This window comes from Mammaliicoccus sp. O-M54 (assembly GCF_022386035.1).
Classification (GTDB): Bacteria; Bacillota; Bacilli; order Staphylococcales; family Staphylococcaceae; genus Mammaliicoccus; species Mammaliicoccus sciuri_A.
Genome location: NZ_JAJNJE010000001.1, coordinates 73761 through 91142 on the forward strand (window position 1 = coordinate 73761; position 17382 = coordinate 91142).

Here is a 17382-nt window from a genome sequence, read left to right on the forward strand (position 1 = left end):
AAGTAGGTGATGGATGTGCCAAAAGTTCAAAGTAAACCATTAGCACAAAATCGTAAAGCAAGCCATGATTACACAATAGAAGATACGGTTGAAGCGGGTATTGTACTTCAAGGTACTGAAATCAAATCCATTCGCCGAGGTAGTGCAAACTTAAAAGATTCATATGCGCGTGTATTTAATGGAGAAATGTATGTATATAACATGCATATCGCGCCATATGAAGAAGGTAACCGATTTAATCATGATCCATTGAGAAACCGTAAATTACTTTTAAAAAGAAAAGAAATCGATAAACTCTTTGGTATTACAAGAGAAAAAGGGTATGCATTAATCCCACTTAAACTCTACATTAAAAACGGTTACTGCAAAGTTCTTTTAGGTGTAGCTAAAGGTAAACGTGACTATGATAAGCGACATGCATTAAAAGCAAAAGAAGCAAAACGTGACGTTGAAAGAGCAATGAAACAACGATATTAAGCAATTTGTATTGAAAAATCAATCAAAAATTGTTAAGATTAAATATACTTCTGTTAAAAGGAAGTATATTTCTTATTGAGGGGACGTTACGGATTCGACAGGGGTCCCCGAGCTTATGAAGCGTGTCGGAGGGTTGTCTTCGTCATCAACACAACAGTTATAATAACTGGCAAACAAGATAATTTAGCAGTAGCTGCGTAATAGCACTCTGCATCACCTAACCGCATCGCCTATGTGCCGTTAACGTGATTCAACTTAAGTAGGATACGCTCGTCACTGCCGTTTGAAGTCTGACGAGAAGAGATTAATCAAGCTAGCATTGTCTTTGGGTGTCAGTCCCCTGAGACAACGCGAAACCTTAACGACTAGACTACACACGTAGAAACATTTGTATCAGGATCTCTGGACGCGGGTTCAACTCCCGCCGTCTCCATTATATAGCCTATAACCCTTGTGGTTATGGGCTTTTTATTTTCGTTGCCACAGTATTGCAACAGCAATAAAAAAACACATCTTTATATTAGATGTGTTAGAGTAATAATTGTTTTAGATTGTACTTAATTTTAAGGTGATAAAAGCTGTAGTATTAAAGAAATAAGGCATATAGTTATAGAAAAAATAGTTGCAAACATGAATACATTTTTCCAAGGAAGTCTTTTGTCATTGCGATTTAAAAAGTTAACACAGATCGATACAAAAAAAGTACAAATTATGAATATTATAAATTCTGCTAAAATTTCCAAAAGAACCCACATCCTTTCCAAAAAATTATACAATATTTTGTCAAAGATAGTAATTGCGAGTTTATTCTTTTTTATGTTTTCATAGGATATAAAAACTATAGAATGGTTTGAGGATGTATCTAGTAATGTCTTAGAAAAATCATTTCTTTTTCTTACCATAAGTGTAAGCATATAAAACACCGCCACCACTTATAAAAACTGCTATAATTATACTAATCCACATCACTATAGTCATATGCTTCCCCCCTTTTTTATTGATTTATACAAGTTATTTATAATATATCTATGGATAAATAAGCGATATCTTTTATCTATATGTTATATTATGGTAATACCTTGACAAAATCAAGTGTACATCTTTTTCTAAATTTAAAAAGGTAATAGATATTGTTTTCATAGTCATTTAACATTATATGAAACAGTAACCCCCCTCTCATCCGTAATAGTTGAGAGGGGGTTTTTGTCTTATTTTTATGTACTAGTGTTTAATTTTTTAAATTTACTTTTATAAAATGTTACCAATACTAATGATAACCAAGATAGAATGATCAGTATTTTAATAGACCAAATAATATGTGAATTATTAATATATAAGCTTGCTAACGAACTTACATTTGTAAATATTATAAGACCTCCAACTCCTATTGCAAGGACACTAACTGGTAAAGATTTTACTAACCAAGCTGATATAGGAGCAGCTACTACGCCACCTAAGCTTAAGGATAATACTAAAATCCAATTGATTGATGACCAATCTAAAAATATTAAAAAGCCTATCGAAGAAGCAACAGTTACAAAAAATTCACTTGCTGAAACTGTACCAACAACGTACCTTGGTTCTAATTTTTTACTTGATAATAACATAGGCGTGTTTACGGGTCCCCAGCCACCACCTCCAATTGAATCAAGTAATCCAGCTACTGCGGCTTGTGGTACTAAAACAAAATTAGATATCTTTTTTACACCAGTAATTTTTGGTTCATCTGGTTTATTTTTAAATAGAAATTGGTAAATGATATAAATACCTAAAGATAATAAGAAAATTGAGATAAATGGTTTGATGAAATCACCATTAATATTACTTAAAAAGAATGCACCTATAAATGCAGCAATTGAACCAGGGATAGCAAGTTTCAAGACTGATGGCTTGTGGACATTTTTAAACTTTAAATGTGATGTTCCAGCTGCGGCAGTCGTAAGAATTTCGGCAAAATGGACTGTTGCTGATGCTATAGCAGGGGCAACTCCAAATGTAAGTAATACTGATGCAGATGAAGCGCCATATCCCATTCCAAGGGAACCATCTACTAATTCTGCTAAAAATCCAGCTAAAGCAAATATAATAATTTTATTCATGTAATAGCCTCCTGTTAAATATTAATTATATTAATACTATCTGTTTACTAAGGATTAGTACAAATAGTATCTTTTATTTATACTTATGTCAATAATAAATATGGATATGTTGGATGTAGATATTTATAAACTATTTAAAGTATGATGAATTTACAGTTAAATTTAGTATAGTAAACCCCCTCTCAACCGCAATGGGTGAGAGGGGGTTGGCCTTACAATTATATTTAACACAAATATTTCGATAAAAAGAATTATAAACTTTAATTTTCTGCTATACGTACATATTGTTCATTATGATTATCTATAACGAAACATATGTTGCTACGAAATATATTCATGTTTTAATAATGCCATAATATATGCATCTTTGTATTTACCTTTTGTATAAAATTGTTCTTTAAGTAATCCTTCGATATTAAAACCTTGAGATTCGTATATATGAACTGCTTTTTCATTATCTGTATCAACATATAAATAGATCTTATGCATGTTTAATATATCAAATGCATAGCTTGTTGCTTTTTCGAAAGCAAATTTAGCATACCCTTTACCATTAAATTCTGGTTTAATAATTATTTGAATTTCACAATTACGATGAATATAATTAATTTCAACTAATTCTACTATTCCCACAACTTGATTCCCATCTTCTACAATAAACCGTCTTTCTGATTCGTCTAATAAATGCTTATCAAATAAATATTGAAGTTCCGTTAAAGATTCGTAAGGCTCTTCAAACCAATAAGACATAATTGAATATTCATTGTTCAATTTATGGACAAATGGTAAATCACTAACTTCTAGTGCTCTAAGTTTCATAATTACACTCCTATATTTTTCTATTTCTAGTTTAACGAATGAATATAATCATTAGCAAATATATAGTGAAATTATTTTTGGGGATTATCATTATTTAAATGTATTCTATTAATGTAGCTATATCATTTTCAGTTGTAGACCAACTTGTAGCGAAGCGGACTATTTTATGGTTATGATCATATTTTTCCCATTGTGAGAATTTAACATGTTGACTTAGCTCTTTGATCTTGTCATTGTGCATTACAAAAAATTGCTGATTTGTAGGTGAGTCTAGGTATAACTGGTACCCTTTATTAATAAAGGCTTGTTTTAATTTTAATGCCATATCTATCGCATGTTTACTAATTTCCATATATAAATTATTAGTAAACAGTTCAGTAAATTGTACGCCTATTAATCTACTTTTTGCTAACAATGCGCCATGTTGTTTGATCAATGTCGTAAAGTGTTTAGGTTCGTATTGATTTGTGAATATTATAGCTTCACCACATAGTGCACCTATTTTAGTCCCGCCAATATAAAAGATATCCGCAATGTTAGCTATATCCTCAATTGTTAAATCTGCTTCGTCACTTGCTAATCCATATCCTAAGCGAGCACCGTCTATATATAATGGTATGTCGTAAGATTTACAAACGTTGGATAACTCAGTGAGTTCTTGTTTACTATATAATGTGCCATATTCGGTAGGGTATGAGATATACACCATTCCTGGGTATACCATATGTTCATGATTGGCATCTTCATAAAAAGTCTCAATATAGTCATTTACTTGTTGAGACGAAATTTTGCCAAGAGTTGAAGGAAGTGTTAAAATTTTATGTCCGCTATGCTCAATTGCGCCAGCTTCGTGAGTACTAATGTGCCCAGTATCAGCAGCAATGACACCTTCATATGGTTTAAGTACTGAATTGATAACGACTTGATTGGTTTGAGTGCCACCTACCAAGAAATATATAGAAGCATTTGGAGATTTTATAACTTCTTTAATTTTATCTTTAGCTTCTGCCGTAAATTGATCATTTCCATAACCAGATTCTTGTACATAATTAGTATCGATTAATCTTTGTAAAACCTTCTCATGCGCACCAGCTAAATAATCATTTTCAAAAGAAATCATTTAATTATTCCTCCAATTTAATGTGTTTATTTAAAATATTTTCAATCTTATTCATTGAATCTTGAAGTTCTTTAATTTCGGCATCATCTAAGTCCTTTATAAGTTCTTGAATCTTATCATCTGACGCTTTCTCAACATACTCATTTAATTTCACACCTTCATTTGTTAATGAAAGGTAAAAATATCTATTATCTTGTTCACTACGTTCTCTATAAACTAAGTTTTCTTTTATAAGCTTATTAACAATTCTACTTAAGTAACTTTTATCAATATTAAGTATTTTACAAAGAGATTGAGCAGTAACTTTATCGTGTCTGCCAATTTCACCTAAAGTTCTCATTTCAATTAATGAATATTTGAGTTTAAATACATTATTATCGAATATCCCTAGGATTCTAGTGTAGTAACGATTAAAATGTCTAATATCTTTGATAGCCAAAACGTCCACTCCTTAATAGTTGTATTATGAAACTATCTAAGCATAAAATTAATAGTTGATTTTGTCAACTATTATATTGGGATCACTAGAGTACTTTAACAGAGAGCATAGTTCCTAAATACCAATCTTTCATAAAAACAAATCCCTCTTATAATCATCATGATTGAAAGAGGGATTAATTAGCATATTTAATTGCTAGCTTATTTTTAGAATCTTTTTCAAGAGCTTTATTGGCAACAAATTTTATATTCTCATTTGTAATCATATCAAAATCTGGTTCATCAAGAATTTTTAAAAACTCATTTAACAGATTTTGATTTTTAAATTGTGAAATCTCTAACGACTGCCAATAATGATAATAAGCTAAATCATAAGCACCATCTATATAATTAAAATGAAAATGGTAGAGGCTAGCAGCCATTTCATGATATTCAATTGTATTAACTTGATTAGCAAGATTAGATAAATAAAATGCCAATTTTTCATCTGAAATATCGTTTGACATAAAATATATTAAAATATTATGCATATCTTCGTTTTCTAACATTCTTTGCAATTCAGTTGGTAATAAATTTAATAAAATGTTAATACTTTTCATTGATTTGATTCACCCATTTGATATATATGATCGTTTTTTTGTATAAAATTGTATACATTTCTACCAATAATGTTACGTGTTTTTTGTGTGAGCTTTTAGATATAGCTTTGCTAACTATAACTATTAAAATTTATTGATTCATATTATAATAAAATTGAGATTATGTAAAATATTTACAATGAATGAGATAATACTAATAATTGAGTATTTTGATATAAAATTCAAAATCGTTTTAGGAGGTGCAATATGCTAATAGGTGTAGGAGGACCAATTTCACTAATTATAGTGGTAGTAATAATTTTAGGTGTAGTAGTTTTATTTAAAAAGCTTAAATCCAAATTCTTTAATTAAAGGATTCTATTGAATAATTGTAAACCAAAAATCTGGTTCATTAAAGAAATAGTCTGGGGAATCATTGGTAAAATTATTAATATCTGAGTCTAAGATATCGTCTTCAAATAAAATAATTTCTTTTTCTATACTACTTTTTTCATAAGTAACAATCATGTTGAAGAACAAATGATTTATACCATCAATCGTTTCAGACTTGATATGTTCTAGTGTTAAAAGAATGTTATTATCTTTAAAATCAGTATCTTTTAATATTGTCGCATTCATTTGTGTTGTCTATTTCAAATGACAGTATAAATTGCACTTGTACGCTTTTAAAAGTCCTAGCTAATTTGATTAGTTGGGACTTTTTATAAAATAAATACAAACAACATATACTGTTCGAGCTTAATTAGATTATAATCAAATTAATAGTAATAATTTATTAATTCATATGATTTTATATCTACAATTCAATTGTTAGAATTATAAAAAGAAAAGGGGATAAATAATTGGAGATTAAAGTAGAAAATGAATGTTTTGTGATTGAAAATCTAAAAGAATCACAAATAAAATTATCAAACAATGGCATTAATAAGTCATTTGATTCCGTAAACGGCAAAATAGTGATTAAATTTGAAGACCTACAAGAATTATTAAAGGAAAAAAATCAGCCTTTATTTTTTAAAAGTCAACATGATGAAGATATAATTGTAAATAATGAAATACATAAATTTGGACATACATCGATTAAGAAAAAGAAAGCTACTTATTACATATATATAACTAAAGAAAATAAAATTGCTGTGATATATAATAAAAGGCCAGCATTATTAAACTTCTACAATAAAAATGGTGTATTAGAAGATGTAAATGTTGTTAATAATCAATTAATAATGAAAATGAGTTTTGAATGTTACAACTATAAGCCTACTTATATTGAAGGCAAAATAAAAGTAAGAAATAAAGATATTGAAATTATAGTTAATGGAAAAATAATAGATATTAATCAAAATATGAATACTTTTAAAGTTACAGCTCAACTTGAGATTAAGTTAGAGGAATTAGAATATTTATTTATGGGGGATGTGCCTTTTTATAAATATAATTCAGATATATATGATATAAGTATAAATTATCAAATTGACGAAATGTTGATATCCAAATATTATGCTAGATTAAAATTTTCACAGCAAAATAAATATCTCATTAATGACGGAAATTGGCTAGAATTTAGCGATACGTTTATGTTGCTTTGTAGACCATACCCCACGATATATGGAAATCTTTCAATGAGGCTTATTCCAGTTCCAAAAGATACATATCAATACTATATTTCAGGATCAGTAATGCAAAGAGACAATAACAAAGAAAGTATTGTTTGCTTAGAGTATCCAGAAAAAGCTCAGGAAAATGGTCTTATATTTTTTAAATGGTTAGTAAAAAAATATGGCAAAAAATTAAACATTTATTATTTGATCAGTTCAGCAAGTAATGATTTAGAAAATTTAAAAGGATATGAAAATCATGTTATTTATTACAAATCTAAAGAGAATTTAGCAATTGCATATAATGCAAGCGTTATTTGTCATTCTCACTCGGCAGGATATGTGTTACCATTTGCTACTAATAAAACAGAACAAATGATAAATCAAAAGAATAGGGTATTTCTGCAACATGGCATTATTGGTTCAAAAGATGTAAGTTCAATTTATGGTAGAAAACCTAACGATAAAATCGCAGACTTATTTGTAGTTTCTTCTAATAGAGAAAGAGAATTGGTCCATAAAGATTATGGTTTTGAAAATAATGAAATAATATTGACCGGGTTACCAAGATTTGATGAAGTTATTAAAACTAGAAAAGACAAATATAAAAAATTTAAAAATAAGAATAAAATCTTGATCATGCCTACTTGGAGAACAGGGATGCATACATTCTCTGATGAAAAATTCATGGAATCAAAATATTATAAAGAATTTCAAACATTAATCAATAACCCTAAGATTTATGAATTAATTGAGGAAAAAGGATATAAAGTATCTTTATATTTGCATCGTAACTTCCAAGTATTTAATAAACTTTTTTCTTCGGAGTATATTGAAATTCTTTCAGAACGTGATCATGATGTTAAAGATTTATTAGCTGAGTATCAGGTTTTGATAACAGATTATTCTAGTGTTGGATTAGATTTTGCTTTAATGCATAAAAAGGTATTATATTATAGACCTAAAGAAATATTAGGTGATGATTTTGTGGAAGAAACAACTGACTTATTGCCAGGTAAAGTGATAACTACTCAAGATGAGTTAATGAGTGAATTAATAAATACTTCAATGTATAAAGAACATAAAAATAATTTAGATAAAATATATAAGTATTCAGATAAAAAAGCATGTAAAAGGATAGCAGAAGAGATGTTAAGTTATTTTAATTTGAATAGAAAGTTTTAACACAGAGGTTAAGAAAAAGTCCTAGCTAATTTGATTAGTTAGGACTTTTTAAAGGCAATAACTGTATTTGAAAATCAAGTTGATTAGGTGCTTAAATTACAGCTAAATGCAGCATTTATTTATAGACAATATTATGCTAAATTTAATTAAAAATGATCAAGTTAGATAGATGGTGGCTAATCTCTTATAAAGGGGTGATGCCTATGGTTATAGTTGTTACTCCTAGAAAGGAATAACATGTCTGACTATGAGATTTTAATGATAGTCTTTACTGTCATTGCTTTAGTCATGATTAAAGAAAACCAAAAAAAATAACCATCACTAACTTTGACCGAGTTTGATGGTTATTTAAGCATTTATACAAAGTCACCGTCTTTTTAACGGGCTCACTTGGGTGATACACAATATGTGTGTCACCCTTTTTCTATATATAAATTAACATATTTCATTTATGTTGTCTATTTCAAATGATAGGTTGAAGGTGTAGAAGAGTAAATAGAATTTTCCGCTCAAAAATAAATATAAAAAGTCTATACTAATCAAGTGTAATTAGATTATAATCAAATTAATAATATTATATTTATATAAGGGGGAGAAATATGAAAAAGCTAATTGTTTTATTATTATCATTATTACTAGTATTAGGAGCATGTGGAGAGAAAAAAGAAGAATCAATTTTAGATCCTGCACCAAAAGATGAGAAAAAAGACAAGAAAGAAACTAAAAAAGAAGATAAAGAAAAAAATGATTCAAAAGATAAAGAAGCAACTAAGGAATCAGAACCTAAAACAGAAGAAGAGACTACTGAAGATAATATAACTAATGAGCAACAAGTAACAGAAGAAGTAAATACTTCAGAACAACCACTTCAAGAACAACAAAGTGTCGAACAGCCGGTTGAACAAGAGCAAGTTTCTCAGAATCAGAATAATCAAGCTAATGAATTGAATGACTTTTGTGCTAATGCCTATCCTGAAATACCAGAACCATGCAGAACACCAGCTATTGAAGAAGCTGGAAAACAAAAGTATGAAATGGAAATGAAAGCAATGGAAGACAGAGATAATGGTGTAATTTCTGAAGAAGAAAGTATTAGAAGACAAGAAGAAGCAACTCAAATTTTAATAGATGCTCAAAGAAGTGAATTTGGTCAACCAACAAATTAAAAAATAAATTTTTATAAATATCTGATTAACAAAAAGTCCTAGCTATTTAATTAGCCAGGACTTTAATTATTTCTCCAATCTAAATATACTGATGGCTAAACCGATTAAGACGGTGCCTATTGCATAGTCGAGGATGGATTTAAATTTGTGATTATTAAATAATTGTCTTATGTAATTAAATAGAAAGCTACAGATAAAGAACCACACAAATACTGTGATGATAAATAAAGAGGATAGAATGATTATTGTCATTGATCCGTCTTGTTTTGTAATAAATTGAGGTAATATACTCACATAAAATAGTATTGCTTTCGGATTAAACATTGTACTTAAAAATCCTTGTTTATACGATGAAGTCAGACTAATATTAGATTGTATTGTTGGTTCAGTTGTAATGTTAAAAGTCTTTTTAGCATTTAAAATGGTCTTAACACCTAAATAAGCAATATAAACAGAACCTAATATTTTGATAGCACTAAAAACATAATACGAAGTTGTTAATATAAAAATTAATCCAAATGCTGCTAAAGCTGAATAAAAAACATGTGCACTCGATATTCCTAAGCCAGCCATAATGCCATTTTTAGCATTTCCTTTTAAAGTATTATTCAATACAATGAAGAAATCTGGTCCTGGAATAATAATGATCATTAATGCAATAACTACGAAACTTAACCAATTATCCATATATGCAACACCTCTTATTGATGATTTGTTTTAAATAATATAACAAAGAAATATTAAAATAACTATACTATTTTATAATTAAGTGGTATTTTTCACTGAATTTAAAGGGTGTTTTAGAAGAGTTATATGAAATTTTCATGGGCAATGTGTTAAGACATGTTGCCCTTATTTCATAAGTATATTACTATTATTCATAACAAATGTTATTTATTAATTATGGAATTAATTAAAATACTAAAGGTGATTAAATGAAAGCATTCTTATTGTTGATGGCATTTATTGTTGAAGGTTTACTGATATTACTAGGAATAGGCTTTGATCTTTATACAGGGCATCTTGGTATTAGAGATGCATTTTATGATTCATGGATTACGAGTCACTTTCATGTGAAGCGGAATACGGTAGGTATGTTAACTGCAGTGGCTTTTGCTTATCTTTCTTTAATGACATTGTTTATTATCGTCCATATCGTTTATAGAGAAAAGGGAGAAAAAATTAAAATAATGTCTGCTTTATTTATTTTAGGCACTATGGCTTATGCATTTTATATATTTATAAAAGGTATCAATTATCTAGTTGAATTTGCTTCTGTACATTTATAAATTAAGATAGGAGGCGTCATATGGGTAAAGAAAATAAAAAACATAAAGCTGATAAATTATCTTTTGGGGATTATTTAGAAGGGTTCTTTTATATTGGAGATATTATCAGAGCAATATTTGTTACAATTCCAAGAGCTATAGGCTGGATATTTAGAATGATATTTCGATTATTTGACTAAAAACATCGTAAAGGTGTTTTTATTTTTTTTGGTTTGAATCCATTGAACAATTTTTATTTATACATGTTGTAAATATAATCTTTTAAGGTAATTTAATCGAACAAGATAATAAAAACATACGATAAATTTTTGTGAATTTAGTATAATTAACAAGTGAATATTTAAGTAGGAGTAAGTGTTATGAAAAAGATTATATTGTTATGTGTAAGTATTTTATTCCTAGCAACTATTGCTAGTGGTTGTAGTAATGTAAGTACTGATAATAGTGAAGATGATAACGTAAAACAAGAGAATATAGCATTAAAAAGCAAACAAAAAGAATTAGAAGAGACAAATAAAAAGCTAAAGGAAAAAATAGAGACTTCCGAGAAAAATTCTAATTATAATGAGAAAACTACTCAAAATGATACGCAAGAAAAATCATATAAACCAGGTACAACTGACAGAATTCCAGTTGAATTAGCGGGTACTGTTGATGGAGATACTGCGAAATTTATTTATAATGGCAGCCAACAATCATTTAGGTTTTTACTAATTGATACACCTGAAACGAAACACCCAAGACTAGGTAAGCAACCATTTGGACAAGAAGCATCAGATAGAACGAAAGAATTGTTAACAAATGCAAATAAAATCGAAGTAGAGTTTGATGTAGGTGGACAAACAGATAAATATCAACGTTATTTAGCATACATATATGTAGACGGTAAAATGCTTAATGAAATATTAGTGAGAGAAGGATTAGCTAAAGTAGCATATGTATATCCACCAAGTACAAGATACTTAGATAAATTAGAAAGTGCACAAGAAAAAGCCAAAGAAGAAAAATTAGGCATTTGGAGTTTAGGAAGTGCATTTGAAGATAATCAAGCAAGCACACAACAATCCACAACTGAACAACCAGCATCAAATAATACTCAAAGTTCAAACGGAGCAGGAAATTCTGCAACACAAACACCAAATAATTCTTCTCAAAATGCAGGATCAGAATATTATCCAAATTGTACAGCACTTAGAAAAGTATATCCCAATGGCGTACCTAGTACACATCCAGCATACAATGGTAAACTAGATAGAGACAAAGATAACTTTGCATGTGAAGTAAATTAATTAGCGTTTAAATTAGTAATTATTATAGTTTCAACCATTATAAGTGGTTGTATTGTTGCTTTATTTGCGAATTGGTTACGCAAACAGAACAAAAAATAATAGGTGACTAACCACACTAAAAAACCCCCTTATTCTCCGAAAATAAGGGGGTTTGGTGTTGTCCATGATGGAAGCTAACATGGTTGTATTGTATGGAAATATTATACAATATTGTTAAGTTCAATTCAAAAGTTTTCTTCACAATTTTCAATGTATATATACTGAAATTTAGCGTGTTATGTACCGTTATAAGTGATACAATAGATTTTAAATTATTTAATGTGAGGTTTGAATGATGACAAATGTATATTTTTTAAGACATGGTGAAACGGATTGGAATTTGGAAGGTAGAACGCAAGGTAGAACGGATATTCCTTTGAATCATAATGGCGAATTACAAGCAAAGGAAAGTGGAGCAGCTTTAAAGGATAAAGAAATTGATGTGATTATTACGAGTCCTTTAAAAAGAGCTAAAAAAACTGCTGAAATTGTTCAAGAACAATTGAATGTAGATCTGATTGAAAGAGAAGCGTTTATTGAATTATCGTTTGGTGATGCTGAAGGTTTGACGCTAGCTGAAAGACTCGAACGATTCCCAGATCGAATTTATCCTAATAGTGAAGATGGGTCTAGCATTGAGCGTAGAATTTTAAATGGATTGTCTGAAATACATGAAAAATATCCAAATCAAAATGTAGTAGTTGTATCTCATGGCGCCTTCATTAATGCCATATTATATCATTATTCAAATGGAGAAACAGGGACAGGAAAAATTAAACTTACAAACGGTAGCATATCGTCGTTAAAAATATCAGACGATAAAGTAGAAATATTAGAATGTAATCAAGTGAATCACTTGTCTCAATATAAGAAAATTGGTGAGATATAAATAAAACTACCTAAGCTTTAGTTATCTATATTTCTATACTCATAACTTAAACTTATCATTCAAAATACTAAATTAGTCATATTTATTATGATTTATTTGTGATAGTTTGAATATAAAGGAAATATAGAGAGAAAGAGGATATTATGTTTGTTTTCATTTTAACGGAAGTGTTATTACCGCTTCTTATTTTAATTTTTGTTGGGTTTTTATTGCAAAGAAAGTTTGCATTTAATTTAAAACATTTTTCTACACTTATTACTTATTGTTTAATGCCTGTTGCGGTTTTTGCGAATATTTATGATATTACGATTCAGATGGATTTGTTGTTAAAGGTTCTATACTATATTGTAGCTTATAGTATAGTGATGATTTTAATTGGTAATTTATTTGCTAAAGTATTGAATCTTCAAAAAGGTGAGAGTGCTGCTTTAAAGAATAGTATCTCTTTAATGAATTCTGGGAACTATGGTTTGCCGGTCAGTCAGTTAATCTTTAGTCAAAATCCTATTGGTGTTGCGGTACAAATCTTCGTGCTTATTTTCCAAAATCTACTTACGTATTCTTATGGTATGTATAATTTACTTTCCACTACTAAAAGTTTAAAAGATATTGTCATTTCTTTTTTGAAGCTACCTGTTTTTCACGCACTGATTTTAGGGATTATATTTCAAGTAGGGCATATTAAATTATCTCAAGTGTTTCTTATTCCTATCCATCAAATTTCAGATAGTTTTGCGCCAATTGCTTTAATTTTATTGGGTGCTCAATTAGCGCATATTAAATTGAAATTATTGCATAGAGCGATTATGGGATCGTTGATTGGTAGGTTGATAATTGGACCACTTATTGCACTTAGTTTAATTTATATATTCCATATTGATGGTGTTATTGCACAATCGTTATTTATAGCTAGTGCATTTCCAACTTCAAGAAATACATCAACAATTGCTTTTGAATATGATGTGGAACCAGAACTACATGCTCAAATTGTATTATTCTCTACATTATTAAGTTCAGTCACAGTTTCAATCGTCATTTATTTTTCATATATACTATTTACTTAAGTGAATATCGTTTAAATTTATAATGTCCGTGCTTACTAATATGTAAGCGTGGACATTTTTTATTTGTATACCATTAGATGAAAAGTGTATATTATTATATTTAAATATTAAGTTGACACTATAAAAAAGTGAGCGTATACTCTTTAAACATGAAAAGGAGCTGTATACGTTTGAAGTTTAATAAAAAGAAAATCAACGTCGTAGATATCGGTATGGCAAAGAAAAGTGTGTTTGCTACTGGTATTGGTAATGCAATGGAATGGTTTGACTTTGCACTATATTCTTACCTTGCAGTTATCATTAGTAAGAATTTCTTCAGTCCAGTTCAAAATGATGAATTAAAATTAATTTTCACTTTTGCAACATTTGCGATAGCATTCTTACTTAGACCAGTGGGCGGAATCGTCTTTGGTAAAATAGGTGACAAGCTAGGTAGAAAAGTTGTCTTAACATTTACAATTATAATGATGGCAATTTCTACTTTGATTATTGGACTATTACCTACATATGATCAAATCGGAGTTTGGGCACCAATTTTATTATTGCTAGCTCGTATTTTACAAGGTTTCTCAGTAGGTGGGGAATATGCTGGTGCGATGGTTTATATCGCAGAGTCTTCACCGGATAATAAAAGAATTAGATTAGGTAGTGGTTTAGAAATCGGTACTTTATCTGGTTACATTGTGGCATCTATCCTTGTTACAGTATTATTCTGGACATTATCAGATGCTCAAATGAATTCTTGGGGTTGGAGAATTCCATTCTTCTTAAGTGCACCAATTGGATTGATTGGTCTTTATTTGAGAACGCATTTAGAAGAAACACCAATTTTTGAAAATGATATCGCTGATCAAAAAGATCAACTAAGCGTTATTGAAATTATAAAACAATATAAAAAAGATATCTTATTATGTATTGTGTTTGTAGCCTTCTTCAACATTACAAACTATGTATTATTAGGTTACATGCCATCATACCTAGATGAAACGGTTGGTATTAGTGATCGTATTAGTACACCGATAACAGCGGTTGTATTACTGATTATGGTACCGTTCGCACTTACATTTGGTAGACTTGGTGACAAAATAGGTAATAAGAAAGTGATTTCTTTCGGTCTAATCTTAGGTATATTAGTATCTGTTGTTTCATTCCAATTCTTAAACATTGGTGGACTAGGATTCTTATTCCTTGGATTACTATTGCTAGGTATCGTATTATCAGTTTACGAAGGTACAATGCCAGGGTCATTACCAACATTGTTCCATACAGATATTCGTTACAGAACATTATCATGGACATTTAATATTTCAGTTTCGTTATTTGGTGGTACAACACCATTAGTAGCTTCATGGTTAGTACACGTGACAGGTAATAATTTAGCACCTGCATTCTATTTATTAGGTGTGAGTATTATTGGTCTGATTGTTGTCTTAACATTATTTGAAGATACTTCTAAAAAATCATTAAAAGGTTCTTATCCAACTGTAGCATCGAAAAAAGAATTTGTTCATGCTGTAGAAAATCCGAAAGATTCATTATGGTGGCATAACGAAAGTACAAAATCATAATTTATATTAAAGAGTCTGGTACAGAAATGTTCCAGACTCTTTTTCATATTTATAGAAATATGAGGGTCAACATTGCAAGTGAGGTGTGACAAGCAATGTTGGAGGGCTGAATATTGCAAGTGAGGCGCGACAAGCAATGTTGGAGGTGTGAATATTGCAAGTGAGACGTGACTAGCAATGTTGGAGGACTGAATATTGCTAGTGAAGGGTGACTAGCAATGTTGGAGGTCTGAATATTGCTAGATTGATCAAACAAGCAACATAGACTCCTCCTATGTTGCAAGACTACCCAAACAAGATAAATAGCGGCCTTGTATTTATCAAGACTGGTGAAACAAGATAAATAGGAGCTTCGTATTTATCAAGACTGGCCAAACAAGATAAATAGAAGCTCTGTATTTATCAAGACTAGCCAAACAAGATAAATAGGAGCGTTGTATTTATCAAGACTAGCCAAACAAGATAAATAGTCGCCCTGTATTTATCAAGACTAGCCAAACAAGATAAATAGGAGCGTTGTATTTATCAAGACTAGCCAAACAAGATAAATAGTCGCCTTGTATATTGCAAGACTGATCAAACAAGCAACATAGAAGCTCACGCTAATATTGATTTTTCCTTATAAAAAGACTGGGACATAATATAATGTCTCAGTCTCTTGTAGTATCTTGACAGTAGATAACTGAATTGAAATGCGCTTGTACTAAGCTTTTTCAACTCTAGTCATCCTTGCAGGAACGGGACTAAGAAATTTTTTATATGTGTAATGAAAGACTTAATTGGGTAAAGTAGTGAAGTAGTAATAGTAAATGATATATTGTAAGAGGAGCTGATAAGGATGGGAAACATAGTAAAACGTATTTTAAGATATGTTGGTACAGTATTAATTATGAGACTTATAAGAAATCTTTTTAGTAAAGGTTCTAATAAACGTTAAAGAATCATGAATTTCTTTAGATTATTATTAAAATAATGTTTAGAGTTTATATACGTCGGGTATTTTATTATTACAAAGCTATTTACCTAGAGTGGTTTTGAAAATATTTATTCGTATATGACATAAGCACCGCACAAATTTGTGTGGTGCTTTTATTTGTAAATATATCTGTATCAAAAAAGAAGCATATCACAAAATCAATTAAGTGATATGCTTCTTTATATTTATTGTACTTTCTATTTTTTAATTGCTTTTAAAATGAATGAAAGTACTAAGATTAAGATGATTGAACCGATTAATGCTGGAATAATTGCAATTCCACCTATGACTGGTCCCATATCTCCTAATAATTTACCACCAATTGCTGAACCGATAATACCTGCGATAATATTACCAATAATACCGCCTGGAATATCTTTACCTAAAATAACACCTGCTAGCCAGCCGATTAAACCGCCGACGATTAACATTAATATAAAGCCCATATATAATTACCTCCTATTTTTACACTTCTTTATATATATCCAATGTGAAGATTCGTTAAACACTTATAAAGAAAATAATTGGTAAAATTAAACAATAATTGTAGTAAATAGTTGGTTTTTTAAAATATTGGTATTATTTTATGAGCTTTCAGGATATCTTTAGTCCAAAAATATTGTTTGCCTTGTCCTGTATATGCTGGTACTAAAACATCATTTCTAATACAGGCATAGAACCATTCTGGATCGACACCACTATATAATAAAGTTTGGTATTCAATAAAATCTGATTCCCAGTTTATATTAAGTTCTTTCATACTATAC

General features: G+C 29.5%; 19 protein-coding genes and 1 other RNA gene. 11 read left to right on the forward strand and 9 right to left on the reverse strand.

The annotated features are described in order from the left end of the window. The first annotated feature begins 9 nt into the window (after positions 1 to 9). Positions 10 to 477, forward strand: a complete 468-nt coding sequence (smpB, locus tag LQ673_RS00345; protein ID WP_037560253.1) for an SsrA-binding protein SmpB — start codon at positions 10 to 12, stop codon at positions 475 to 477. Positions 478 to 556: 79 nt separating this feature from the next. Continuing rightward, positions 557 to 913: a transfer-messenger RNA gene (gene ssrA / locus LQ673_RS00350) on the forward strand. A 778-nt stretch (positions 914 to 1691) separates the two neighbouring features. Here ssrA and LQ673_RS00355 read toward each other — a convergent pair. The 6 genes from LQ673_RS00355 to LQ673_RS00380 form a co-directional block, all read right to left on the reverse strand. After that, positions 1692 to 2576, reverse strand: coding sequence for a sulfite exporter TauE/SafE family protein (locus LQ673_RS00355; RefSeq protein ID WP_191836314.1), 885 nt, complete (start codon positions 2574 to 2576; stop codon positions 1692 to 1694). A gap of 321 nt (positions 2577 to 2897) precedes the next feature. Next, positions 2898 to 3395 carry a GNAT family N-acetyltransferase gene (locus tag LQ673_RS00360; protein WP_191836313.1) on the reverse strand — a complete coding sequence of 166 codons (498 nt, stop codon included), beginning with the start codon at positions 3393 to 3395 and terminating at the stop codon, positions 2898 to 2900. A 94-nt stretch (positions 3396 to 3489) separates the two neighbouring features. Continuing rightward, positions 3490 to 4515: a threonine aldolase family protein gene (locus LQ673_RS00365; protein ID WP_191836312.1), complete on the reverse strand. Its 1026-nt coding sequence runs from the start codon at positions 4513 to 4515 to the stop codon at positions 3490 to 3492. 4 nt (positions 4516 to 4519) lie between these two features. Further along, positions 4520 to 4954 (reverse strand): MarR family winged helix-turn-helix transcriptional regulator, encoded by a 435-nt coding sequence (locus LQ673_RS00370; protein ID WP_191836311.1) that lies wholly within the window; start codon positions 4952 to 4954, stop codon positions 4520 to 4522. Between the two features lie 175 nt (positions 4955 to 5129). After that, positions 5130 to 5552 (reverse strand): hypothetical protein, encoded by a 423-nt coding sequence (locus tag LQ673_RS00375; RefSeq protein WP_126476632.1) that lies wholly within the window; start codon positions 5550 to 5552, stop codon positions 5130 to 5132. 357 nt (positions 5553 to 5909) lie between these two features. Further along, a complete protein-coding gene (locus tag LQ673_RS00380; RefSeq protein ID WP_191836310.1) occupies positions 5910 to 6170 on the reverse strand; it encodes a hypothetical protein in 261 nt (86 codons plus the stop codon). 224 nt (positions 6171 to 6394) lie between these two features. On the opposite strand from LQ673_RS00380, the gene LQ673_RS00385 reads away from it, so the two are divergent. Beyond that, positions 6395 to 8335: a CDP-glycerol glycerophosphotransferase family protein gene (locus tag LQ673_RS00385; RefSeq protein ID WP_191836309.1), complete on the forward strand. Its 1941-nt coding sequence runs from the start codon at positions 6395 to 6397 to the stop codon at positions 8333 to 8335. Between the two features lie 599 nt (positions 8336 to 8934). Further along, positions 8935 to 9501, forward strand: coding sequence for a hypothetical protein (locus LQ673_RS00390; protein WP_191836308.1), 567 nt, complete (start codon positions 8935 to 8937; stop codon positions 9499 to 9501). 66 nt (positions 9502 to 9567) lie between these two features. On the opposite strand, the gene LQ673_RS00395 is transcribed toward LQ673_RS00390, so the two are convergent. After that, positions 9568 to 10188 (reverse strand): LysE family translocator, encoded by a 621-nt coding sequence (locus LQ673_RS00395; RefSeq protein ID WP_037588780.1) that lies wholly within the window; start codon positions 10186 to 10188, stop codon positions 9568 to 9570. Positions 10189 to 10436: 248 nt separating this feature from the next. Between LQ673_RS00395 and LQ673_RS00400 the strand changes: the two genes are divergently transcribed. The 7 genes from LQ673_RS00400 (at position 10437) to LQ673_RS00430 (ending at position 15639) form a co-directional block, all read left to right on the forward strand. Further along, the gene (locus LQ673_RS00400) at positions 10437 to 10790 is read left to right on the forward strand and encodes a hypothetical protein (protein ID WP_191836307.1); all 354 of its coding nucleotides are present in this window, start codon (positions 10437 to 10439) and stop codon (positions 10788 to 10790) included. 20 nt (positions 10791 to 10810) lie between these two features. Next, complete coding sequence (locus LQ673_RS00405) at positions 10811 to 10969, forward strand: hypothetical protein (RefSeq protein WP_159315288.1); 159 nt, start codon at positions 10811 to 10813, stop codon at positions 10967 to 10969. 180 nt (positions 10970 to 11149) lie between these two features. Then, positions 11150 to 12079 (forward strand): thermonuclease family protein, encoded by a 930-nt coding sequence (locus tag LQ673_RS00410; RefSeq protein WP_191836570.1) that lies wholly within the window; start codon positions 11150 to 11152, stop codon positions 12077 to 12079. An 18-nt stretch (positions 12080 to 12097) separates the two neighbouring features. After that, positions 12098 to 12178, forward strand: coding sequence for a type I toxin-antitoxin system Fst family toxin (locus LQ673_RS00415; RefSeq protein WP_126476718.1), 81 nt, complete (start codon positions 12098 to 12100; stop codon positions 12176 to 12178). 235 nt (positions 12179 to 12413) lie between these two features. Then, a complete protein-coding gene (locus LQ673_RS00420; RefSeq protein ID WP_191836549.1) occupies positions 12414 to 13007 on the forward strand; it encodes a histidine phosphatase family protein in 594 nt (197 codons plus the stop codon). Between the two features lie 143 nt (positions 13008 to 13150). Continuing rightward, a complete protein-coding gene (locus LQ673_RS00425) occupies positions 13151 to 14071 on the forward strand; it encodes an AEC family transporter (protein ID WP_037588786.1) in 921 nt (306 codons plus the stop codon). Between the two features lie 170 nt (positions 14072 to 14241). After that, positions 14242 to 15639 (forward strand): MFS transporter, encoded by a 1398-nt coding sequence (locus tag LQ673_RS00430; protein ID WP_025904835.1) that lies wholly within the window; start codon positions 14242 to 14244, stop codon positions 15637 to 15639. Positions 15640 to 16812: 1173 nt separating this feature from the next. Here the strand turns inward: LQ673_RS00430 and LQ673_RS00435 are convergent. Together LQ673_RS00435 and LQ673_RS00440 are read right to left on the reverse strand one after the other, a co-directional pair. Then, positions 16813 to 17061 (reverse strand): GlsB/YeaQ/YmgE family stress response membrane protein, encoded by a 249-nt coding sequence (locus LQ673_RS00435; RefSeq protein WP_025904335.1) that lies wholly within the window; start codon positions 17059 to 17061, stop codon positions 16813 to 16815. 119 nt (positions 17062 to 17180) lie between these two features. Further along, positions 17181 to 17375 (reverse strand): hypothetical protein, encoded by a 195-nt coding sequence (locus tag LQ673_RS00440; protein WP_191836550.1) that lies wholly within the window; start codon positions 17373 to 17375, stop codon positions 17181 to 17183. Positions 17376 to 17382: the final 7 nt, after the last annotated feature.